This is a genomic window from Halomonas sp. ALS9 (assembly GCF_001651035.1).
In the GTDB taxonomy this organism is placed as follows: Bacteria; Pseudomonadota; Gammaproteobacteria; order Pseudomonadales; family Halomonadaceae; genus Vreelandella.
Genome location: NZ_LXRG01000173.1, coordinates 1 through 22878 on the forward strand (window position 1 = coordinate 1; position 22878 = coordinate 22878).

Sequence of the window (22878 nt, forward strand, 5' to 3'; positions counted from 1 at the left end):
GTCGGCATCAGCGTCAGAATCCGCATCAGCGTCAGAATCTGCATCGGCATCTGAGTCGGCATCCGCATCTGCGTCAGCGTCAGAATCCGCGTCTGCGTCTGCGTCTGCGTCTGCATCTGCATCCGCATCGGCGTCAGCATCTGAGTCGGCATCCGCATCAGAATCTGCGTCAGAATCTGCATCTGCGTCTGCGTCTGCGTCTGCATCGGCGTCCGTATCATCTAGTTCATCTGAAGCAGCGGCCGCGCCATCATCAAACTCAACAAACTCAGCGCCCTCTAAGCCTCCTTCAGTCTCGAAACTTAGCGGGTCGGTTTCTTCAGCAATACGTGCAACGCGAACGAAGTCACTACCGCCGCCACCGCCGCCGGCGCCACCACCGGCAGCAGTCGCGTCAAGAAGGTCGAGTAGATCACCCTCCTCGTCGTCAAGAGCGGCAAGTAGCGCGTCAAGGTCGTCGTCTTGGACACTGGCATCGGTGGCGACAATCGCGTCAATATCAAGTTCGGAAGTAACAGCAACTTCTTGGCCACCCTCGACAACGTTAGCGCCTGTTCCGTCGGCAAAGTCTAGCTCAACACGACCGTCCGCAGATGTGATGAGCGTTTCGCCCTCCTGAAGAACGTCGCCAATGCGCAGTTCGCGCAGGTTGCCGTCTTCGCCACGTGCCCAAGCCTGACCTGAAATCGCGATAACTGTTGCCGTTGCCATATGCTGTTCTCCGCCCACCATTTAATAAAAGGGTCGCCGCTTTTTATTGAAGCCTAATGAAAATGGCTATTTGCGGCATTCTGAAGCAAGCCTAGCCTTGATCAAGACGGTTTCATATTGTACCGGTGGACAATAGGGGCAAAGTGGCAGGAAAAAGAATGCAAGTGACTTTCAGGGCTGTCTTGGCAGGCAAGGGGTTGTGTGCGGGGCAACTGTTCAGTAAAACCGATACAGGCATTTATGAGTAGTAGCTACTTTTTCTCCGAGCTCAAAATACGATGCAAGCCTGCAACATGATCTTGGTCAGCAAAAAAAGAATGACGATGTTCTATTGCACCATAAGCTTTTATAAGGCCGGCCATCATATTAAGCGCTCCAGAATCATTATTAGCCTGACAACGCTGACAAAATTCGTGTGCGCGCGCAGCCAAGGCAACGTAATCTGCGGCAATGGCGGGAGTGTCAAATTTAGACCAGGTTAGCTGGACACGCGAGACTTCCCACTGACTTTCCATAACTTCAAGCACTTCGGCATGCAGTTTTGCTGATAATGGCCAGTAGGCCCCCGTCGTGTCATATACCCACCCCTGCCAGTCCATGAGCAGCATGTGGCTGTCTATATTTGCCATACGTGCGCTACTCGGATTTTGCACCGTCAGGCATTTGGGGATTCTTTCCACCTCAGCCACCATTAATGGCCATAAATGCATAAAAAGCTCAACTTGAAAGCTTTCTTTATCCGAGTGCGTCAAATACGCAAAATGCGAAGCCTTTATTTTCTTCATACGCTCGGGTAAAGAGTCGAAAGTTGCTGTGTATTGAGCAATCAGCCGATCAGGTAATGGAACGTGAAACAGGCATTGACGCAGCTCATTCATCCAAGGTTTACGTTCTTCTGAGTTTTTCCATTGAGGAAGTTTGTCGCCCACCTCCAACAATACAAAAGAGCACCAAGGCAAGCGACCGCTTTCCAGTAAAACAGGCACTGTAGGAATAGTGCCATAGCAATACCCGCTTACTTCTTTTAGAAGCGCAGCTTCATGAAGTGCTTCATTCTCCCGAGCAGGCACATAACATTTGAGCAATACATAGCGTGGGGCACCGCCACCATCCGTATCTCGCACCAATACGTGCGCTATCGCCCGCCCATTTAGCAGACGACACTGTAAAACATCAAGATCGCCGTTACAGTGCTGACGCTCAGCCAGCCAGGGTAATAGCCACTGCTTGAGAGTTGCTTGTTCAAAACGTTGAGCAAAATCAGTAATTGAAAACAGAGAGACCTGCTGAGAGCGGGGTAAAAGCAGCATATTAATCTGCTGAAAATACTTGATAATACTTAAGAAATTCACCAGCCCATTAATACTTGCCGCCATGAGCTGGCGCATACTCAGCAACAGTATAAATAGCGTCAGGAGCGGCCGCATAGTGCCATTTAGGTAATCCAAAACTATGATCAAAAAACCCAGTACAAAACTGACATTGATCACGGTAAGCACGTTGCCCTGCAGCATGCCTTGGATTTTCTGCACTCTTTCAAAGCGATAGTAAAAGCAAACTACTATTACCAACCCAAGCACACATACCACTGCCAATAGCGCTAACAGGGGATGCAGAAGTGCGATCAACAGACAAAATAGCAGTGCAATAACCGTTGATGATATGGCGCCTATCACAACACTCAGTACACGGTTGCCAAGTAAGCGGTGATTAGTAACCAAGCGTGTTTTATTTAAGTGCTGCAGTATCGTGGCCGAAAGACTCGCGACGGCCTTTTTAACCAGCCATTGGAGAAGGGCATAGGAGCAAAAACAGAGTACTGCCAAGGCTATCAGCACCGCTATTTTTCCACTGTCATTATCTGCCCCAGGCACCCAGCCATCGATGCGGCTATGGCCGGTTATTAGCACTTGAAGTAGTTGCCAGGGGAGCACTAGGCTTGCCAATAGCATTACTTGGCTGACGATCTGCATCAACAGGATAGCGACCACGCGCCAGCGAAATGGCCACAGCACCGCGCGTGCCAGCGCTACCATTAAGCCGCGAACTTGATCACTATGAATCTCACCCATCTCACTGCGTGCCGCTAGGTTGCTCATCGCTCAGCCATTGGCTCTATAAGTTGCATAAATACGCGTAACTCGTCCGGCTGATTTGCTATCGGCATATAGGTTGAAACGGCATGGTGCACTGCGGATAAAATGACCTCGTTATGGCGCAGACTGCGCTGCTCTGCTTCTGCCCAACCATACTCAGGCCATTGTTCTTGTTGAGACAACGCTGCACCGGCCTCATCCAGGGAAGCAAAAAGTAGCGGCAGGAATGTGCTCCCATAGAATTCGGTCGCTACTACCTGGCTGCCATCATGGTAACGTTTATCACGAAGCGCGTCGGGAATGGATTTAATTGCTTGGGCATCAAGCAGATAAAACAATCGCTGCCAAAATGGCGCTGCGCCATAGCTCTCTTGCAACAACCTCTCAAGTGCCTCGACACTCGCAGGCAAGGGAGGCCCCTCTTGTAAATTTCCTCTCAATAGCGATTCCGACCAGCGAGCCAATCCTTCATGCACCCAACCCTGCTTGAACATCATGTGCGCGTTTTGGTACAGATGAAATAGCTCATGTGCAGGGGTTAGGTTTTGTGCTGCATCCACTTGCCCACCCAGTGCCATGCGAATATGACAACCTGGCGAGGCAGCGCTGCGCACAACTTCGTCATAAGCCTGACCGCCACGTGTTTGATCCGCACGTAAAATCACCATAATGAAGCCCGCACGCTGATAGCGTGGCATATGCAAGGGTGGTGTGAGGCCCAATACTTCGCTATAGAGTGCATCGGCAGCCCTCAGCTGAATTTCCAGATCATCAAGCCGCGTAGAAGGTAGTTCCGCACTCGGTTCAGGGCTCTCGACAAAGAAGTGCATGGCATTAACACCCTTTGCAGGCTTCGGCTCATTTTCCAACGGCTCAAGCAATCTATCACGCTGTAGGTAATAGCATTCGCCGACTTCGGACTGCGAATGAGCAGTATCAAGGGTTAGCAACGCCACACAAAACAGGAGCAGAGCCCCCCACCCATACCGAGCTATCGAGACGTAGTTACAGATAGCCGTCATGATGAAAAAAGCGTGTGCAACCCAATGCCATGGGAAGCCTTAACAAGCACACAATCTTGAGGTTTTAAGTGTCCAGGTAGAGCTGTTTCTAGTGCTTTGACATCCGCAAAGTGAAACACGCCGGCGGCCTCCCCTCCCAGTAATGGGGCTAAGGCTTGGCAATTTTGTCCACATAGCAGTATCTGCCTAACCGGTAGTGCAGTAAGTATGGGAACAAGTTCCAGGTGCAGAGCCTCTGCCTCTGAGCCAAGCTCCAGCATATCACCGAGAATTAATAACTTCTGGTTAGCTTGTACGGACAGCGCGGAGAAAGCCTCCAGCGCCATACGCATCGATAGAGGATTGGCATTATAAGCTTCATCGTACACAGTGATCGCCACTCCGTGGTAATCAATGGATCTCACTTCACCTCTGCCTGCCACCGCCTGAAAAGACGCTAGGCGGGGCACTATTATGTCTAGAGGAAGGTTATCGTGCCTAGCCACTGCCAGTACCGCCATGGCATTGAGCAGCATATGACGTCCAATGGCGCTCATGCAGAGCTCATACGAAGTGCCATCAAGCTTAATGCGCCCGCTGTTGCCTGCAAACTCAAGCATGCGTATGTCAGCGTCAACATGTTCGCCAAAACTGACGACCTTTAGGTGGTAGCTCCTTGCCTGCTCCGCAAGATAAGTATAGTGCGGCATATCACGATAGAGAATGGCGACCCCATTGGGGGGCATACTCTGAAAAATAAGCGCTTTCTTACGGGCAATTTCGTCCAACGAGTGGTGATAGGCTAGATGCGAAGCAGCGATATTCGTAATAATAGCGATATCAGGGCGAGCAAGTTCCGTATTGTAAGCCATGGAACCGATGGCCATTTCAACCACCCAGTAGTGTGCCTCTTGGGGCATTGAAGCAATGTTCCAGGCAATGCCAATAGGAAGATTGGCACTGCCTTGCGTTTGCCCTACTAAACTGTTGTAGCTCAGCGCATGGGCTAGCATTGCCACCGCCGTTGTTTTGCCTGCGCTTCCAGTAATACCAACGACGCGGCCAGCATAACAGCGCCGTTGTCGCTGCCCGATGGCCAGTGTCGCAGCCCGCACATCGCGCACTTTTAACACGGGAATGCCGATATCGCGATACGCCTCGCCATCATCACAAAGCACTGCAGAAGCACCTTTAGTGACTAGTGACTTCACCGCCGCAAATGGCAAAAAACCTTTCTCCATTTCCTTACCCCGAGCGACAACCACCTGCCCAGGTTGAAAGGATTTTGGCCAACAGCATAATCCTCTTGCCAGCCACTTATCCGGTGGTGCTGATACCCATGTTCCCTCAGTTGCCGAAGCCATAGCCTCAGCATCAAGCCTATTCTTTAGCGGGGGCTTGATGCTGGCATATTCGCCTTTGCGAAGCATCTGCTGATAAGCGACCAACCCAGAAAGGTAGTGTTCTACATCGTCAATCCTTACGCGAAAACTGTGGTGGCGAATAAAAAAACCATCCACGATAGTAGCGGGTGCCTTAAAGTACATAGCGACTTCCGGCCAGAAAAAACCATTCAAAAGATAGTTCGCCCTGGTATGCAGTGCCCGGTAAAACGCATTGACATCAAACCCATTCAGCACATCGACTAAATCAGGGCGTGTCTCCAGCTTGAGCAGCGTCTTGTGAAACGCCATTGCCAGCTCAAGCAGCGTGGGAAAAGTGGTGATCCGCTCACGAATAAAATCGACATAGCCCGCGATATTGCGCACCGCAAACGCGAAATATTTCCGCTCTGGTCGATGCGTCACTAACTCATTTGAGCAGTAGGCAAGCCAGTGGTCATGCGCCTTTTCGTGCCCATTGGCGATAAAGTAGTCAAACGCTTTGACCACGCAGTCCAGCCAACGACTATTGCGGGTATGGTCGTAAAGCCGCATCAGAGCAAATGCAGCTTCACCATCGTAATAAATTATTCGTGTCTTTTCCTTGACCGATAAATCTGCAGCGTTGAGTACATGCACAAAGCTACCATCGGCTTCCTGCATTCGTACAATACCCAGCGCTAGCGCATCTGCCAGATCAGCATAACCATCGTCTCCTGTGACCTGGTGATACTTTACCAACGCCAGAATAGCGACCGCGTTGGCTCCCAGCTTGATGATATTGCCTGTATCCACCACATAGGCTGCCCCTTGGCGATGAATAATAAACTGGGAACATATGCCATTAAGCGCCCAAGATATCTGTTGGCGTATCCGTTTAAGCTGCTCATCATTTAAAAGCCGTTGATCCGAGCAAGCCTCATAGCCTTCCAATAACGCATAGGTACTACTGGCGTGGCGCAACACATTGTAGGTATTGATGCGGCGGTCAAAGCAGGGGAAATAGCCATACACATAGCGACCATCCTGCCCCACCTGCTTGCCCAAAAAGCGTGTAGAACGAGCTATCAACTCCCCCGAGGAATCCATTGTCAGAGGTGGAGCCTCTCGCCTACCCCAACGCCTAGGCTGGGTATCCAGAGCATGTACACTTGGCGTTTCACCGCTAACGTCTAGAAACACGCCAGCAGTGGAAAAGCTCCATACCGGCATATTATCGGCAAAATCCGGCATTTGGCTGGAACCATGACGTGCTTTTATAAAACGCTCAAGGTTAGCCTGGTTAACTTCAGCGTGCGCAACCCGATTGCCTGCATACAAACAGGCATTGGCATTGAGCTCCATCTCTGTCAGCAAGAGTCGAGGAAATTTCTTACCCACAAACGCTAAGCCGCTACGACAATAGTTACGCTTGCAGCGCTGAATCTCCTGTTTCAGCGCCTGCCACTGCCACTCGCGCACGGCAAAAGCCCATTCCAACCGACACCACACCAAAGGGTGGGAAAACTTTCGCTCCAGCCGTGTCAATGCTTGCTTCAAAGTGGGTACTAACACCGCCCAGTTGCCTGCCTGCAAGCTATTCAAATCAAGCTGCATAGACGTGACTTGTGCACGTTCATAGCCATCACTTACTGAAATCAACATTACCTGCGAAAATTCCGCAAGCCGTGCGTGCCTGTCCAGCCACATAGGCATCACAACGTCGCCCATATTCTCCAACGCAAGCGAAAGCTCAGCCGATCGGGCAGCAGGCTCAATACTCGACTTACTTAATGGAAGCGAGCTATCCAATGAAGAATTTTTAATACCCGGCATTAAGTTGCTCAATAATGGAGGCTAATGTGAGGGTCAGAAACGTATCGAATAAGCGCTGAAAGATATCGAGATGCTGCCTGCGCTAAGTTATAAAATTAAAAGCGCTCGGGAACACGTTCCATTATCGGTGCCAGCTTTAGAATAAGCTGTAAGCGATCTCGAACGGCCAGTTTTTTGAAAATAGCAGTGAGGTGCGCTTTTACTGTACGCTCAGTAATGTCTAGCTGCCGTGCAACTTCTTTATTTGTTGCGCCCCGCACCACAGCAAGTGCTACGCCTCGCTCACGGTCGGTTAAGTTCCCAAGCTGCGCTGTATTGAAATGGCCGCCACCTTCAGCACGTTGCTGAAGTGCTTTAAAGGAGCCCCCTAACACTTTAGCAAGCAACTCTTGACCAACCCAGACGCCTTGGTTAGTAACCACCACTGCCACCTGCTGAAGCACCTCTGGCGCCGCAAGCGTATGAACATATCCCCGCGCTCCCAGATCCAATGACCTCAACGCTTCACGGTCATCCGGCGAATAACTTAGCACAACGACAATAGCCCCCTTGGCAGTTATAGCACCTATAAGTTCTGACCAAGATTCAACCGTTGTAGACAGCCACACCACATCATTAGGCTGTGCTTTACCAATAAATACATCCGGTCTGGAGGCTATCATCTCGGGAAACGCTTTTTTCCAACGCGCTTTTAAGTTTCCGTCCGTTGTTATGAACCAGTGTTTCATCAGCGTTCCCCCATGGAATCACGCCACGCTCTTAAGACAGGTTTCAGCAAAAACTGCATCACCGTGCGCTTGCCCGTCACTATGTCCACCTGCGCTGTCATGCCGGGAATTACTTGTAATCTATCGGCGACATTTTCATTTGCTAAACTGCGCACACGCACTTGGTAGAAGGTATTGCCGTCATCATCAGTAATGGTATCGGCACTAATACGCTCAAGCTCGGCCTGCAAGCCGCCGTAAATGGCATAGTCGTAAGCCGTGAGTTTGATAGTCGCAGGCTGCCCTGGATGCAGAAAGGCGATATCTTGCGGGGCGATGCGTGCCTCAACCAGCAACTGGTCGTCGGTGGGAACAATTTCCACCACCTCTTGGCCCGGCTGAGCAACGCCACCAATGGTGCTGATGTGAATGCGTTGAACAATACCGTCAACCGGCGAGCGAATCTCTGTCAACCGAACGCGATCCTGTAACCCAGTTCCCGATTGTTGTAATGCATTCAAGTCGCCCAGCGTTTGAGCCAGATCGTTTCGCCATTCACTTCTACGTTCGGCACCTAGCTCTAGTAGCTGTCCCTCGGCTTCTTCCACCCCGGCCTCTAAGCGTGAAACAGCGGCATCAGCTTGATTGCGCTCGCCAGTCGCGCCTGACACATCTCGCTGTAAACGCAGTACTTCAACTTCGGAAACAGCCCCCGAAGCCAACAGCGGCCGTGTCAAGTTAAGTTCCTGACTGGCCATATTGACTTCACGTTGGGCGGTATCACGGCGGGCCTGTGCTTCTCGTAGCTCTTCCCGACGTTGACGAATTCGGTCATTAAGGACGTTTTCTTGCTCGCGCAACTCTTCGCGGCGACTCTCATACACCTCGCGCTCTTGCATCACAATGTCAGGTACTTCTTGACGCAGCTCTTCGGAGGGCTCAAACGCGGTGCCCGTAGCTAGCGCCCGTAGCCTTTCGGCACGCGCTTGAAGCGCATAACGCTGAGCGCGGTTTTCGCGAAAATCAGAGACAAAACGGGTGGGGTCGATTTGCATCAGCACTTCTCCTGCTTCAACAATCTGCCCTTCGCGAATAAAGATTTGTTCAATAACACCACCGTCAAACGACTGAATACGCTGCAACTGGCTGGCGGGAATCACCCGCCCAGCTCCGCGGGTCACTTCATCGATAGACGCGAAATACGCCCACACTAACAGCGCAACAACGGTGAGCAGAACGGTATACAGGAATAGCCGCGCACGAATGGGCTCTTGTTGCATACGCGCCCAATCGGTATCGCTTGCCCAATCACGGCTTAAGTGGGCGGAAGAAACACGCTTGGCAAACAGCCGATCCATAAAAGGCCGAAACGGTTTTTGGCCTTTTTCTGAGAATCGACCAATGGCATCAAAGCCCTTTTGCTCGGTCGTGGATGAGGGTTTACGCGCCATTACGATGCCCTCCCGATCTGGCCTTTACGCAACGCCTCGACCACGGTGTCCCGCGGGCCATCGGCCACGACCTTGCCACCATCCATAACAATGATGCGATCAACCAGTGAAAGTAGCGAGGTGCGGTGTGTGACAACCAAGATGGTTTTTCCTGCTGCCACATTTTTTAAGTTGGCTTTGAACGCCTCTTCGCTGGCGTTATCCATAGAGCTTGTGGGTTCGTCCAACAACAAAATAGGCGGATCCTGCACCAGTGCACGGGCAATGGCGACGGACTGCTTTTGCCCACCAGAAAGCGCTTGTCCGCGTTCGCCAACCTGCAAATCCACGCCATGTGGGTGGTTGTTAACGAGTGATTCTAGACCTGCCAAGTCAATCGCTCTAAGCAACGCCTCATCATCAACGCGGTCGCTACCGCCTCCCGCCACAATATTGTCCCGAAGCGATCCGGAGAAGAGGCTAACGTCCTGGGGAACATAGCCGATATGGCGACGCAGCTGCAGAGGGTCTAACTGGCGAATATCCACGTTATCAACCAGCACGGCACCCGATGACGGCTGATAAAACCCTAACACCAATTTGTTTAATGACGACTTACCGCAGCCAATGCGACCTAATAAGGCCACTTTTTCACCCGATTTAATGGTCACCGATACGTCTTTAAGCGCTTCGCGCTCCTCATTTGGGTAACGCAGCGTGACTTTTTCAAGGCGTATATTGCCAGCGAAACTGGGCTTTTCTACGTAGGCTTTGCCTTCATGTCGCTCTACTTTCTTATCCATCACCGTGTTTAGTGACTCAAGCGCCGTTGAGGACTGATGATATTGCGCCAGCAACGCCGCGGCTTGACTGATCGGCGCCATTGCACGGGAAGAAAGCATATAAGCAGCAATCAATCCACCCTGGGTGAGGTTACCTTCGATGATTTGATAAACACCCACGATAATGACGCACACCGCTACACTGTGCTGCGCCCACTGAGCCACGTTGGAGACCGAAGTGCTGACCATCTTTAACTGCGCGCCGGTACGGGAAAGAAAGGCCGATGACTTTTCCCAATGGCGCTGAATACGGCTCTCAGCTCGTAGGGCCTTAACATTTTCTAATTGGGAAATCGATTCCACCAACAGCGAGTTGCGCTGCGCGCCGACTTCCCAGGTAGTTTGTGAAAGCTCATGAAGCTTACCCTGAGCAGCCAATGCGTAGAGCAACACAAACACAATCCCAACCAACACCGGTAGCACTAGCCAAGGATTAATCAGCGCGATAATCGCCGCAAACATCAGTACAAAGGGCAAATCGACAATGCCTAAAATAGTTGCCGAACCAATAAAGGCACGCACCGACTCAAAGGATTGCAGTGTGGAAGTGAACGCACCGGTTGATGCTGGGCGGTCTTCTAAACGCAAACCTAATGCTTTGGCCATAATAGAAGAAGAGAGCTTCACGTCCGCCCGGCTAGCGGCTAAGTCGACAAAGCTGCTGCGCATCAACCTGAGCACCAAATCAAAGCACAGCACTATAAAGATGCCTATTGCGAGCACCCAAAGTGTTTCCGTAGCCTGATTGGGTACCACCCGATCGTAAACGTTGAGCACAAACAGCGGCATTGCGATGGCAAACACGTTGATAGCCACCGATCCCAATACGATATCGCGATAGAGAGGTCTATTTTCGCGAATAACTCCCCAAAACCAGTGCTGATCGCGGCGTTTCTTAACTCCTGGTTCAGACGCGTTATCCGCAAGAAACTTGGGGCGAACGTAAATAGCTTCGCCACTATAGCCTGCATACAGCTCGTCAAGAGGCAGCTCAACGTTTGATTCAGATAGCTCAGGAAAAATAACGTTGGCTTTTTGCTGTTTGAGATCAATCCCTAACAGCACGCACGCCCTGCCCGGCTCCAGCAATAGGATAGCGGGAAATAGTGCTGGGTTAAGCGCGGACAGCTTGCTTTTAACAATCCGCGCCGTCAGCCCAGCACGGGAAGCGGCCCTACCGAATACGGAAGGCGTTAACTTCCCCTGCTCCAAGGGCAAGCCAGCTCTAAGGGCCTCTGATGACACCTCATGCTGATGAAATGAGGCAACCGCTTTCAAACATTCGAGTAACTCATCGCCTATTGGCTGCTCGCTAGCATCTTCAGCGCTCGGCCTTTCCAGCTTGGTTTGTGTCACAGAGACCTCATTCCCCTAATGCCTATTTAGGCATCTTTTTCCCCAATGATTAGCGAAAGCCGCTAACCCTTCGCCGCCAAACGAAGAACGACGCTATTGTTAAACCGAAAACTATTTAAACATGTCAGCCGTTAGTGACAAATGCATCTCCGTAGCCCATCCCTTGTAGCGTTTGTTGTAGTTCCTGAGCGCTATTTAGAGTAGGGATTGGGCCTATTTGAACGCGGTAATTACCCGTAAATGCGTAGACCCTGGCGTCATTGTCCAGCTGTTCGCTTAGTTGAGCACTTAACTGCTCAGCACGCTCAAGGGCACTTAACGATGCCACCTGAATATAGAGACCGTTCTCGGCAGTAGGAGAATGCATTACTTTGCTGGATATAGCGGTTTCTTGCAGTTGACTAATGACTGGCTGCTCATTAGCGGCATAAGAAGAAGCTGGCATATCAGCGTGAGCAGGCAATGAAGATATTCCGCGTGTAAAGTCATCTAGAGTAAAGCCGCGTGGCCCTTCCACTCCACAGGCCATTTCAGCGCTAAGGGTTATATCGTCATAGCCAAGTTCGTCAAGGCTTGGGATATCCTCGCGTACAACCTCAAGAGTACTCATTAACTGCCCCATTGCCGCTAACGTGCGGGCTTGGGCCAAGGTTAGGTCAAACTCTGCATTCGCGAAGGCACGGCTGGCTTCGAAGTACTCGTTCTCACTATCAAGCACATCAAGCAAAGTACGCTGGCCAATATCAAACTGCTGCTGGTAGGCGCCGCGAACCCGGTTAATTGATTGGCGATGTTCATTTAGGTAGCTCAATTGCTCTCCTAAGCGAAGGGTATCGTTGTAAGCAATTTGAGTGGTTTGACGTACATTTGTACAAGCCGTTTCGCGCTGATTGACGGCTTGTTCGATACGCGTGCTCGCCGCATCAAAGGCTGCACTATCTGAACCGCCTCGATAGAGGTTCATGCTGGCAACCAGCTGAATACTGTGCTCATCACTGCGCCCAGCGATCGAGTCGTCCTGATTATTGGTTCCCGTGCGCCCCTGTATATCCAGGCGAGGCATAAAGGCGGCCTTTGCAGCCCCTTGTTCCGCACGCTGTACGGCAATATTTTCAATCGCAGCGTGGAAATCAGGATTCCCCGCGAACGCCATTTCGACGGCTTGACTAACATCAGTGGGCAGTTCATCGGCCAAGCTAGGTGCAGGCGACATATTCTGAGCAGGAAGCTCGCCTACGATTCGCTGATAGCGTGCCGTTACATCATGCAGATTCGACGCCTCAGTCATCAGGTTGGATTCCGCTAACGCCAAGCGGCCGCTGATTTGTTCCAGGTCAACACCACGGCCCGCCCCAGAAAGTGCTCGCTCTTCAATTTGCGTGAACACCCGCTGGTGTTCACGATAGTTCTCTTGAGCTAAACGCACCATTTCACGGTAGCGAAGCACATCAAGATAGGTCTGAAAAGCTTCAAGCGTCACCTCTTCACTTGCACCCAGCAGCTCGAAATAGGCAATCAACCGAGTGCGATCCAAACGCTCTACTTCGCTGCGGGTGGCAAACCCATCAAACACCATTTGGGTGAGCGTAAGTTCAGCAAAGTCACTGCTGTAGCTTCCGCGCCCATCATTTTGCTGATCTTGCCGACCCACGCCCGCGGAAATATCAATCGTAGGCAAATAATTACCCTGTGCGACCCTAACATCGCTCCCGGAAGCGCTAAAATTCGCCCAAGCAGCATTTACACTGGGATTGGAAATGATCGTTTGTTGAATAGTACTGGGAAGATCAGTGGCGCCTGGGGCATAGAGGCTAGCAGGAAGAGACTGCGCTAATGCCGTAAGCGGGACACATGCCAACGTGGTCACTGTCAGCGGCTTAAAGACATGATGACAAAAGATTTTTTTAAGTCTCGATACGGCATTTTTTTTCATCGACAGCGTTCCCTATGATGTGGCACTCATTGCATGCAGCTCATTATTCGTATGACCCACTGAGCTATGTTGCACTACTGCTTCAAGTATAAGCTCGCGAAATCTCATCGCTGAGTGAGCCTATATCCCTACGAGCGCCCAATTTTTGAAGTAAACCCATAGTAATTAAAACTTAATCAGCTGATCTTAGCCTAATTTAGTTAATTTCCTACTCACCCTGAGGCTATAAAACCAAATGTCACAAAAAATTACAATAAGAACATCATTAAAACACAAAAAAATAATCAGGATGGTTCGCTTTTCTGGGTTTGTTGCAGCCCGAGCCCCAGCAGAATGAGCACTAGCCCAGTCAACGTCGAAGGCAAAATAGGTTCTCCAACGACCAGGAAAAGTAACAGCAGTGACACGGGAGGTGAGAGAAAAATGAGATTAGAAACCTTGGCCGTGCGCGACACCTTATGTACTGCCAATTGCCACAGGATAAACGCGACCCCCATTTCAAACAGGCCCACATAAACGCCAGCACCAAAAGCTGGCCAGCCATGCCATTGGAAACCGGGGCCGAGCAGTAACAACAAAGTCAACACAGGTAGGCCTACGCTAAAATTTTGCCATTGACCAACGAGCGGAGGACGTGGGTCACGGGCGTTGAGCAGCCAGTAAAGCGCCCACAGTAGCGTCGAGGCGAGTGCCAGCACGACCCCAAGCGGGTCGGCGAAAGAAACATTAAAAACCGAGCCTCGTGTAGCGATTACCCACACGCCTGCGTAGGCGACCAGCCCTGCAACAATATCCATGCGCGTTAAGCGCTGCCCAAGCAGTGGCAGGGCCAAAAAGGCCATCGCCAAGGCCCAGGTGTAATTCAACGCCATCGCCTCTTGCCCAGGGAGGCGGTCATAGGCGGCGAAAAGCACCAAATAATAGGCCACCGGGTTCATCAATCCCGCCCACGTGGCTGTTTTCCAACCGGTGCGTAGTGCTGTAGTGATATCTCCCTGCTTAATGACCAGCGCCCCCATCAATGCCCATGAGACAAATGCTGCTAGCCACATCAGCTGCACAGGGCTCATCCAAGCAAGCGCCACTTTAAAAGCCGTTGCCACCGTCGACCATAATGCGACGGCACCTAAACCAAACAGAATCGCTTGCCGATCCTGGCTCATCGGTCGATATGCCCTAAATCTCGACCTGGTTCCAACTTGTCTCGCACTCGCTGCTTGAGAAGTTTGATATCCGGAAAGCCACCATCGCGCTTGCGCTCCCATAACAGCTCATCATCACACCAGATCTCGAAGGTGCCGCCATGGGAGGGAGAAAGCGATACCTCACTCAGTCCTTCACCAAACGTTGAGAGCAATTCCTGTGCATACCAACCGCTACGCAGTAGCCACTGGCATTGAGTGCAATAGCGGATTTGAATACGTGACATCCCTTACCTCCTAGACAAGTTAATATGACATCCTAAGAAGTCATTCTGTCATTTTGAGTTAGCCTGAGATAGATCGATTGAAATAGGTCGATTGAAATAGGTCGATTAAGAAGGAGCCCCAATGGCCGACCATAACGTTTCGCAAACTCGCCTGTATGAGTGGCTAACAGGCGATGACGATAGCCGCATGTGCGACGACATACCTGAAGGGGCTTGTAACGAACAGCCGCGCAATTTTTTTCTGCACATATGGGCTGCTTTGGGTAATAAGCTGGCTGACGAGCTGTCTAGCGCGCGGTTAGTCCTACCCTGGCTGATGGGCATTATTGGTGCCCCAGTCTGGATGGTAGGGCTACTGGTACCCATTCGAGAGGCTGGCGCCCTGTTGCCGCAAATTTTTGTAGCTGGGTTTATCCGCTTAAAACCTAAGCGAAAATGGGTGTGGGTAGCTGGCGCGCTGACTCAAGGTTTCGCTGCGTTAGCGCTTGCCGTGTTTGCGTTATTCACCACCGGCACTTTAGGCGGTGCGTTAGTGCTCGCAGCGTTAATTCTGCTCTCGCTGGCCCGAGGGTTTTCCTCAATTGCCACAAAAGATGTGCTGGGCAAAACCATTGCCAAGCGACGCCGCGGTACGCTAATGGGCTGGAGCGGCAGTATTGCCGGTGCCGCGACGCTAGCGGCAGGGGCTGTGTTAATGCTGTTTGATAGCCGCCCAGGCAATTTAGTAGTAGCGATACTGTTAGCCATTGCTGCTAGCGGATGGATAATGAACGCCATCGCCGCTGCCCGTATTCAAGAAGCCCCCGGCGCGGTTGAAGGCGGCGAAAACGGCTGGGACAGTATTAAATTGGGCCTATCGCTGCTAAAAAAGGATCGCACTTTTTTACATTTCAACCTTGCCCGGGCGCTCCTGCTGTCAAGCGCACTCGCCCTGCCCTACATTGCGCTACTGGGACAAAACCAAAGTGGCACTGACCTGGGGGGCTTGGGCCTACTGGTTGTGGTATCGGGACTTGCCGCCATGATAGCAAGCCCGATTTGGGGTAAACGGGCGGATCAGTCAAGCCGTGGCGTGATGCGCGACGCGGCGATCGGTAGCGCTATTTGCTGCTTACTGGCCGCCAGCCTGGTTTGGCTACCCGGTGAATGGACGCACAGCATATGGCCCTATGCGGCGATTTACGCTCTGTTAGTGATTGTTCACCACGGCGTCCGCTTAGGGCGTAAAACCTATCTCGTCGATATGGCCAGCCAAGATGACCGTGCGCTTTATGTAGCCCTTTCGAATACGTTAACCGGCGTATTAATGCTCATCGTAGGCGCGATTACTGGCGCCTTTGCACAATGGTTTGGTAGCGGCGTATTACTACTCATCCTGGCGGCTACCGCCATAGGAGCGACCCTAAGCACGCATCAATTACCCGAGGTCGAGTGACATGCCGCCAACAAACGATGTAAAACTCAAGGCTGCTTTCGATAGGCCTGCCGACGTTAGGATAGCGTTCTCGATTGCAATACATGACAACGCTCTCCATCATAGAGCCAGATAGCAGTGATGCGCTGGCGCATTTGCTATGCTGCCTATAATAAGTAATTGGGCATTCCGCCGGTTCACAGGTGAAGAAACGGCTGTGAATCATGGAAAGGACTTGGAGCTGTAACAGGAACCACTTAATGAAACGATCGCCTTTGATTAGCCCGGAACTACTTGAGCGTATTGTTGACGCATCAGAAGATGGCATCGTCGTTGCGGAGCAGGAGGGGGATGAAAACATCCTCATCTACGTCAACAAAGGCTTTGAGCGCTTGACGGGATACAGTGCGGATGAAATTTTGTATCGTGACTGCCGCTTCTTACAGAACGAAGATCGCGATCAGGACGCGCTAGTCGCTATTCGCGATGCGCTTAAAGATGGCCGCCCTTCTCGCGAAGTACTGCGTAACTATCGTAAAGACGGCACCATGTTTTGGAATGAACTATCCATTACGCCGGTCTACGACGAAGCAGATGAGTTGATGTATTACATTGGCGTGCAAAAAGACGTAACCGAACGCGTAGAAGCGCAGCTTGCACTGGCGGAGTTACAAAAGCAGCGAGAAAACAGTTAATCATTAACTTTCTCACCAAAAAAAACTATAAAGCTTGAACTTCATCCCAACTGGCGTTATATAGCGGCAAGGCGCTTGAACTGCGCTAGGTGCTTCACTTTGCGAATGGCATGTGTTTTGTGATCTCACATGTGCTCGCGTGAAGCCGTTGATACGCCGGCTCGCCGGCTGGGTTGGAGGACATCACATGAGCCGTGACCCCCTAAGTCGTGAAACTTTTACTACCGATGCACTCGAATCTGACGAGTTCGAAAGCTTAGACGCCGTCAATGATGACCACTACGGCAAAAGTAAACCAAGCAAAGCTGACAGCTTACGCGCGCGACGCCAGGTTGAAGCATGGCTGGAAGAACGCCGCCTTCAGCGTGCCATTGAAGATGACTGGGACGAAGAAGAGTAAGCCTTGAACGGGTCGGCCTTCTCAGCGGTTGAGCGGGCCTGGCTAATGATACGCTCCTAGCCTTTCCTGGCGCAGACCACTATCATCACTTCCTAGTCTGTAACATCAGATAGTAGTAACAGTCTGTAATAACAGCCAGTAGCCCGCTGCTGTCGCTTTATTCTTTTCATCAACTTAACGGATCTCCATGGCGCAATACGTTTTCACCATGAACCGGGTTGGCAAAGTAGTGCCGCCCAAAAAGCAAATTCTCAAGGATATTTCGCTCTCGTTTTTCCCTGGCGCCAAAATCGGCGTGCTGGGGCTTAACGGTTCGGGTAAATCCACACTGCTGCGCATCATGGCCGGTGTCGATAAAGAGTTTGAAGGTGAAGCTCGTCCGATGCCTGGCATCAATGTTGGCTATCTACCCCAGGAGCCGCAGCTAGACGACGAGAAAAACGTCCGCGATACCGTCGAAGAAGCGCTAGGGGAGATTAAACAGGCGCAGGAGAAGCTGGATGGTGTCTATGCGGCCTACGCAGAGCCCGACGCCGACTTTGATGCGCTGGCTAGCGAGCAGGCAAGGCTTGAAAACATTATCGAAGCGGCTGACGCGCACAACCTGGAGCGTAAGCTTGAAGTGGCTGCGGAAGCACTACGCCTGCCCCCCTGGGAAGCCAAAGTTGGCAATCTCTCGGGAGGTGAGCGTCGTCGTGTAGCACTTTGCCGCTTACTGCTTTCCAGCCCCGATATGCTACTGCTTGACGAGCCTACCAACCACCTTGACGCAGAGTCGGTGGCGTGGCTAGAACGTTTCCTTCACGACTACAACGGTACCGTCGTGGCGATCACCCACGACCGCTACTTCCTAGACAACGTGGCGGGCTGGATTCTTGAGCTTGACCGTGGCCAGGGCATCCCGTTTGAGGGTAACTACTCCCAATGGCTGGAACAGAAAGATCAGCGCTTGAATCAAGAAGCCAAGCAGGAAGCTTCGCGTCAGAAAGCCATCAAGCAAGAGCTTGAGTGGGTGCGCAGTAACGCCAAAGGCCGCCAGGCAAAAAGCAAAGCGCGCCTTAACCGCTTTGAAGAGATGCAGTCAGGCGATTTCCAAAAACGTAATGAAACCAATGAAATTTATATTCCGCCTGGCCCACGCCTAGGTGATAACGTCATTGAATTCCGTGATGTAGCCAAGCGCTTCGATGACAAGCTGCTCTACCAAAACCTCTCCTTCACCATTCCCCAAGGCGCGATTGTCGGCATCGTTGGCGGTAACGGTGCGGGTAAATCGACCCTCTTCAAACTGGTCACCGGTAAAGAGCAGCCAGATGAGGGCGAAGTTCTGGTGGGCGAGACGGTTGATATCGCTTACGTCGAGCAGCTGCGCGACGGCTTAGACGACAAGCAGAGCGTCTGGGAAGCCGTTTCCGATGGTCAGGACATCCTGAACATTAACGGCTACGAAGTCTCCTCTCGTGCCTATGTGGGTCGCTTTAACTTCAAGGGTAACGACCAGCAGAAGCGTTTGTCTGAGCTATCTGGCGGTGAACGCGGCCGTTTACAGCTTGCCCAAACGCTCAAGCAAGGCGCTAACGTGCTGCTGCTCGATGAGCCCTCCAACGATCTGGATATCGAAACCCTGCGGGCACTGGAAGACGCGCTTCTGGCCTTCCCAGGTTGCGCCATGGTGATCTCCCACGATCGCTGGTTCCTTGACCGGATCGCCACGCACATTATGGCCTTTGAGGGTGACTCCGAAGTGGTCTTATTTGAAGGCAACTACGCAGAGTACGAAGAGGATCATAGAAAGCGGGTGGGTAACGATACGCCTAAGCGCATGAAGTACAAGCGCATTGACGCCTGATCATCAGCATCACGCTGGCAGTCTGTAATGACAGCAGATAGTGACAGCAAAAGGCCCCGCTTCGCGGGGCCTTTTAGGTTTTTAAACCAAGTTTTTAAACCAGTGCAAAGCCGACTAAGTGCTATCAGAACGCGTCAAAGATGATAAACGCTTTTGGTCACTACTTTTGCGGCCAAACGCACGCCCCACTTAACCGGTGCTGGAAAACGGACACCACCAGCTTCTAAAGCCAGTTGGGCGTGGTGAGCATCATCAACGGCCATTTGGCGCAGTATGGCACGTGAGCGGGTGTCACCGCAGGGTAGCGACTGTTGATCTGATTCAAGCTGCTTACCTGCCTGCTCCTCGGTCGCGGCGGCTAGGCCTAAGCTTAGGCGATCGCTGACCGCCCCGGTGGCTGCGCCAATACCAAAGGAGGCGGCATAGAACAGCGGATTCAAGTAGCTCGTTCGACTCTGCAACTGCTCTAAACGCTCATCACACCAGGCTAGATGATCAATCACCTCCAGTGCCGACTGCTCCAACTGGTGACGCCCATGCGGAAGTTTCGCGGTCACGCCCTGCCCTTGATAGAGCGCCTGAGCACACACCCCTCCGGTATGATTAATGCGTATTAAACCCGCTGCATGACGGCGCTCATGATTGTCGAGTGATACTTCCGCCATCCCATCAGCAGGGCTTGCACGCTGCGAAGAGGCCGCATGTGGCATCAGCGTTCGTAAAACAGTATCAAACTGATGTATCAGGCGATCTGAACGACTCTGTTGACGATCCATGGCAACACTCCGTTGACTTGCGATAGTGGCCTGCTGAGCTTAACCGGCAGGCCATGTGAATGCGCGTCCACCCAATAAATGCATATGAATATGGTAGACCGTTTGTCCGCCCATTTCGTTGCAGTTCATCACCACCCGATAGCCATCCTCGGCAAAGCCTTGCTCCCGTGCAAGCTTGGCGGCGGTAAACTGGAGTCGACCGATGAGTGCCAAGTCAGCTTCGTCAATATCGTTCAACGTGGCAATATGCTTTTTAGGAATAATCAACTGATGGGTAGGGGCCTGGGGATTGATATCATTGAATGCCAACACGTGGTCATCTTCGTAAACGATATCAGCAGGGATTTCGTGGTTGATGATTTTGCAAAAAAGACAATCCATACAACTCTCCTTTAACGGAAGCGTCTCTGTGCGAGAAGATGTCTAACCAATGGGGCAAGAATAAGCTCCATTGCCAGCGACATCCGCGCACCCGGCACAACCAGCGTGTGTGGACGCGTCATAAACGAATCTTTGATCATCGCGAGCAACCAAGGGAAGTCCACGGTCGAAGGGTCCCGAAAGCGGATAACCACGAATGACTCTGCGTCGGTGGGAATATCCTGCACTTCAAAAGGGTTAGAGGTGTCGACAGTCGGCACACGTTGAAAATTGATGTGCGTACGCGAGAACTGCGGCTGGATATAGCGTACATAGTCATCCATACGGCCGAGGATAGTGTCGATGACCGCTTCCTGTGAGTAGCCACGCAGCTTGGTGTCACGGTCAATCTTTTGAATCCACTCAAGATTCATGGTCGGCGCCACGCCTACTAACAGATCCACATGGCGGGCAATATCATACTCTTCGGTAACCAGCCCGCCGTGTAAGCCTTCATAAAACAGCAGGTCGGTGCCACAAGGCAGCGACTGCCACTCGGTGAAGGTACCTACTCGGCAGCCCGCTTCGATTTTCTGCTTATCTTCGGCGTGGATATAGTGCCGAAAAGTACCCGAGCCGTGCTCACCATACTCACTGAACAACCCTTCCAAGCGATCCAGCAAGTTCGCCTCAACGGCAAAATGCGATAGCTCATCCTTACGCTCAGGCTCTTCCCGGAAGATGCGGTGCAAATCATCGCGGGTGTAGCGGTGAAAAGCATCACCATCGACCATCGCCGCATGCACATCTTCGCGCAGGAACATGCGCTCGAAGCTGCGCCGAACAGTGGTAGTGCCCGCTCCCGAAGAGCCGGTCACCGCGATAATCGGATACTCCCGTGACATCAGCCACACCTCGCGTGGGAAAGCGCTTGTTTAACCAGCTCAGGCACCTCGACAGGACGCCCGGTAGCCAAGTCGATCAAGAGCTGACTGACTCTTGCGGTGGCAACTACCTGGTGGGAGTTCGCTTGGTAAACACGCTGATAAATCGTCAATGCTTTACCTTGCGGCTCAGGTACGGCGGTGGCAATCGTTAACGCATCGGGCCAGCGCGCTTCACTTTGATACTGCACAGTGAGATCAGCAACCACCGAAGGATACCCATGCATATCCCACTCAGGCAGATCAAGTGCCGCGAAGGCTTGAATACGCGCCTCGTGGAGCAGCGACACCAGCGCATCATGCCCCAAGTGACGGCCATAGTTCATATCGGTTACCCGCACCGTCAAAGGGTGACGATGAATGACCGCTTCAGCGGGAAAATCCAGCTTGACACGCTCCATGCCTGTTTCCTCGTCAGTATTTGCTAGCGTAAGGCTTGCTTATCCCTCGCGGGCAATTGCCCTAAAGGCAATATCACGGCGACACTCAGCGCCATCCCAGTGAATCACGTTAACGCCTTGATACGCTTGCTGTTGTGCCGCAGAGACGCTATCACCCAGCGCCGTCACGCATAGCACACGACCGCCTGCCGTGGTGATCTCGCCCTGCTCATTGAGTGCTGTGCCCGCGTGAAACACTTTGCAGCCCGTTTCTTCAGCCGCGTCTAAGCCGTGAATCACATCACCTTTGCGGTAGCTGCCAGGGTAGCCACCAGCCGCCAACACCACGCCCACCGCGGCACGAGGATCCCATTCACAGTGCTGCCCCGCCAGCTTGCCCTGGGCTCCTGCTAAACAGAGTTCGGCAAAATCAGAAGTTAGGCGCAGCATAATCGGCTGAGTTTCAGGATCACCAAAGCGGCAGTTATATTCAATAACTTTGGGGTTACCGGCCGCATCGATCATCAGGCCTGCGTATAAGAACCCCGTGTAGGCATTACCCTCAGCGGCCATGCCACGCACGGTAGGCAGAATGACCTGCTCCATGATACGTGCGTCAACTTCCGGCGTGACCACCGGTGCTGGCGAATAGGCCCCCATACCGCCGGTATTGGGGCCGGTGTCACCATCATAAGCACGCTTGTGGTCTTGGCTTGTGGCCATAGGGACGACATTCTCACCGTCCACCATGACAATAAAGCTCGCCTCTTCGCCTTCAAGAAACTCTTCGATGACCACACGGGCACCCGCATCACCGAAGGCATTGGCTTCCAGCATATCGCGGATAGCCGCCTCAGCTTCCGTTTCACTAAGCGCCACAATAACGCCTTTACCCGCAGCCAAGCCATCCGCTTTAATCACAATTGGCGCGCCTACTTTGCTTAGATAGGCAAGCGCTGGGGCTACTTCAGTAAACGTTTGGTAGTCAGCCGAAGGAATATCATGGCGGGCCAGGAAGTCCTTGGTAAAAGATTTTGAACCTTCCAACTGGGCGGCCGCTTGAGTAGGGCCAAAGATAGTTAAACCGGCAGCCTGGAAATGATCAACTACGCCTTCTACCAAGGGGGCCTCCGGGCCCACCACGGTTAAGCCAATCTGCTCATCACGGGCAAAGGCAACTAGACTGCCGAGATCCGTTGCGGCAATCGCTACATTGGTCAGCTTTGCCTCCGTCGCTGTGCCGGCATTGCCAGGGGCGACAAACACCTGCTCAACCTGATTAGATTGCGCCAATTTCCAAGCAAGGGCGTGCTCACGACCACCACCGCCTATCATTAAAACCTTCATGTGCATCCTTC

Annotated in this window: 19 protein-coding genes; 4 read left to right on the forward strand and 15 right to left on the reverse strand. The window is 52.2% G+C overall.

Annotated features, from left to right (window positions below):
* The 10 genes from A6R74_RS22550 to A6R74_RS11760 all read right to left on the reverse strand — a co-directional run.
* Window positions 1–711 (reverse strand): retention module-containing protein (locus A6R74_RS22550; RefSeq protein ID WP_121499396.1); only part of this gene is annotated, 711 nt, incomplete at its 3' end.
* 251 nt (window positions 712–962) lie between these two features.
* On the reverse strand, window positions 963–2810 hold the full coding sequence (locus A6R74_RS11720) for a hypothetical protein (protein ID WP_064234669.1): 1848 nt from the start codon (window positions 2808–2810) through the stop codon (window positions 963–965).
* Window positions 2807–3637, reverse strand: coding sequence for a hypothetical protein (locus A6R74_RS11725; protein ID WP_240488220.1), 831 nt, complete (start codon window positions 3635–3637; stop codon window positions 2807–2809). The genes A6R74_RS11720 and A6R74_RS11725 overlap by 4 nt, the downstream gene beginning before the upstream one ends.
* Window positions 3638–3825: 188 nt before the next feature.
* Window positions 3826–7005 (reverse strand): UDP-N-acetylmuramoyl-tripeptide--D-alanyl-D-alanine ligase, encoded by a 3180-nt coding sequence (locus A6R74_RS11730; protein ID WP_064234671.1) that lies wholly within the window; start codon window positions 7003–7005, stop codon window positions 3826–3828.
* Between the two features lie 95 nt (window positions 7006–7100).
* Window positions 7101–7733, reverse strand: a complete 633-nt coding sequence (locus tag A6R74_RS11735) for a response regulator transcription factor (protein WP_064234672.1) — start codon at window positions 7731–7733, stop codon at window positions 7101–7103.
* On the reverse strand, window positions 7733–9163 hold the full coding sequence (locus tag A6R74_RS11740) for an HlyD family type I secretion periplasmic adaptor subunit (RefSeq protein WP_064234673.1): 1431 nt from the start codon (window positions 9161–9163) through the stop codon (window positions 7733–7735). Before A6R74_RS11740 ends, A6R74_RS11735 begins: the two co-directional genes overlap by 1 nt.
* On the reverse strand, window positions 9163–11340 hold the full coding sequence (locus A6R74_RS11745) for a type I secretion system permease/ATPase (protein ID WP_064234674.1): 2178 nt from the start codon (window positions 11338–11340) through the stop codon (window positions 9163–9165). Before A6R74_RS11745 ends, A6R74_RS11740 begins: the two co-directional genes overlap by 1 nt.
* 124 nt (window positions 11341–11464) lie before the next feature.
* A complete protein-coding gene (locus A6R74_RS11750; RefSeq protein ID WP_064234675.1) occupies window positions 11465–13273 on the reverse strand; it encodes a TolC family outer membrane protein in 1809 nt (602 codons plus the stop codon).
* 284 nt (window positions 13274–13557) lie between these two features.
* On the reverse strand, window positions 13558–14436 hold the full coding sequence (locus tag A6R74_RS11755) for a DMT family transporter (RefSeq protein ID WP_064234676.1): 879 nt from the start codon (window positions 14434–14436) through the stop codon (window positions 13558–13560).
* Window positions 14433–14702, reverse strand: a complete 270-nt coding sequence (locus A6R74_RS11760; protein WP_064234677.1) for a SelT/SelW/SelH family protein — start codon at window positions 14700–14702, stop codon at window positions 14433–14435. The genes A6R74_RS11755 and A6R74_RS11760 overlap by 4 nt, the downstream gene beginning before the upstream one ends.
* Window positions 14703–14823: 121 nt before the next feature.
* Between A6R74_RS11760 and A6R74_RS11765 the strand changes: the two genes are divergently transcribed.
* The 4 genes from A6R74_RS11765 (at window position 14824) to ettA (ending at window position 19060) form a co-directional block, all read left to right on the forward strand.
* Window positions 14824–16137: an MFS transporter gene (locus tag A6R74_RS11765; protein WP_064234678.1), complete on the forward strand. Its 1314-nt coding sequence runs from the start codon at window positions 14824–14826 to the stop codon at window positions 16135–16137.
* Window positions 16138–16376: 239 nt separating this feature from the next.
* Window positions 16377–16811: a PAS domain S-box protein gene (locus tag A6R74_RS11770; RefSeq protein WP_035584062.1), complete on the forward strand. Its 435-nt coding sequence runs from the start codon at window positions 16377–16379 to the stop codon at window positions 16809–16811.
* Between the two features lie 187 nt (window positions 16812–16998).
* A complete protein-coding gene (locus A6R74_RS11775; protein ID WP_064234679.1) occupies window positions 16999–17211 on the forward strand; it encodes a PA3496 family putative envelope integrity protein in 213 nt (70 codons plus the stop codon).
* Window positions 17212–17398: 187 nt separating this feature from the next.
* Window positions 17399–19060: an energy-dependent translational throttle protein EttA gene (gene ettA / locus A6R74_RS11780; protein ID WP_064234680.1), complete on the forward strand. Its 1662-nt coding sequence runs from the start codon at window positions 17399–17401 to the stop codon at window positions 19058–19060.
* Window positions 19061–19194: 134 nt separating this feature from the next.
* Here the strand turns inward: ettA and coq7 are convergent, their stop codons facing one another.
* From coq7 to purD, 5 genes are read right to left on the reverse strand one after another with little or no spacing between them, the layout of a single operon-like run.
* Window positions 19195–19836, reverse strand: coding sequence for a 2-polyprenyl-3-methyl-6-methoxy-1,4-benzoquinone monooxygenase (gene coq7, locus A6R74_RS11785; RefSeq protein ID WP_064234681.1), 642 nt, complete (start codon window positions 19834–19836; stop codon window positions 19195–19197).
* Window positions 19837–19875: 39 nt separating this feature from the next.
* Complete coding sequence (locus tag A6R74_RS11790) at window positions 19876–20217, reverse strand: histidine triad nucleotide-binding protein (RefSeq protein WP_064234682.1); 342 nt, start codon at window positions 20215–20217, stop codon at window positions 19876–19878.
* A gap of 11 nt (window positions 20218–20228) precedes the next feature.
* Window positions 20229–21101, reverse strand: a complete 873-nt coding sequence (locus A6R74_RS11795) for a phosphoribulokinase (RefSeq protein WP_064234683.1) — start codon at window positions 21099–21101, stop codon at window positions 20229–20231.
* Window positions 21101–21541, reverse strand: coding sequence for an acyl-CoA thioesterase (locus A6R74_RS11800; RefSeq protein WP_064234684.1), 441 nt, complete (start codon window positions 21539–21541; stop codon window positions 21101–21103). Before A6R74_RS11800 ends, A6R74_RS11795 begins: the two co-directional genes overlap by 1 nt.
* A 39-nt stretch (window positions 21542–21580) precedes the next feature.
* Window positions 21581–22867 carry a phosphoribosylamine--glycine ligase gene (purD, locus tag A6R74_RS11805; RefSeq protein WP_064234685.1) on the reverse strand — a complete coding sequence of 429 codons (1287 nt, stop codon included), beginning with the start codon at window positions 22865–22867 and terminating at the stop codon, window positions 21581–21583.
* Window positions 22868–22878 lie beyond the last annotated feature (11 nt).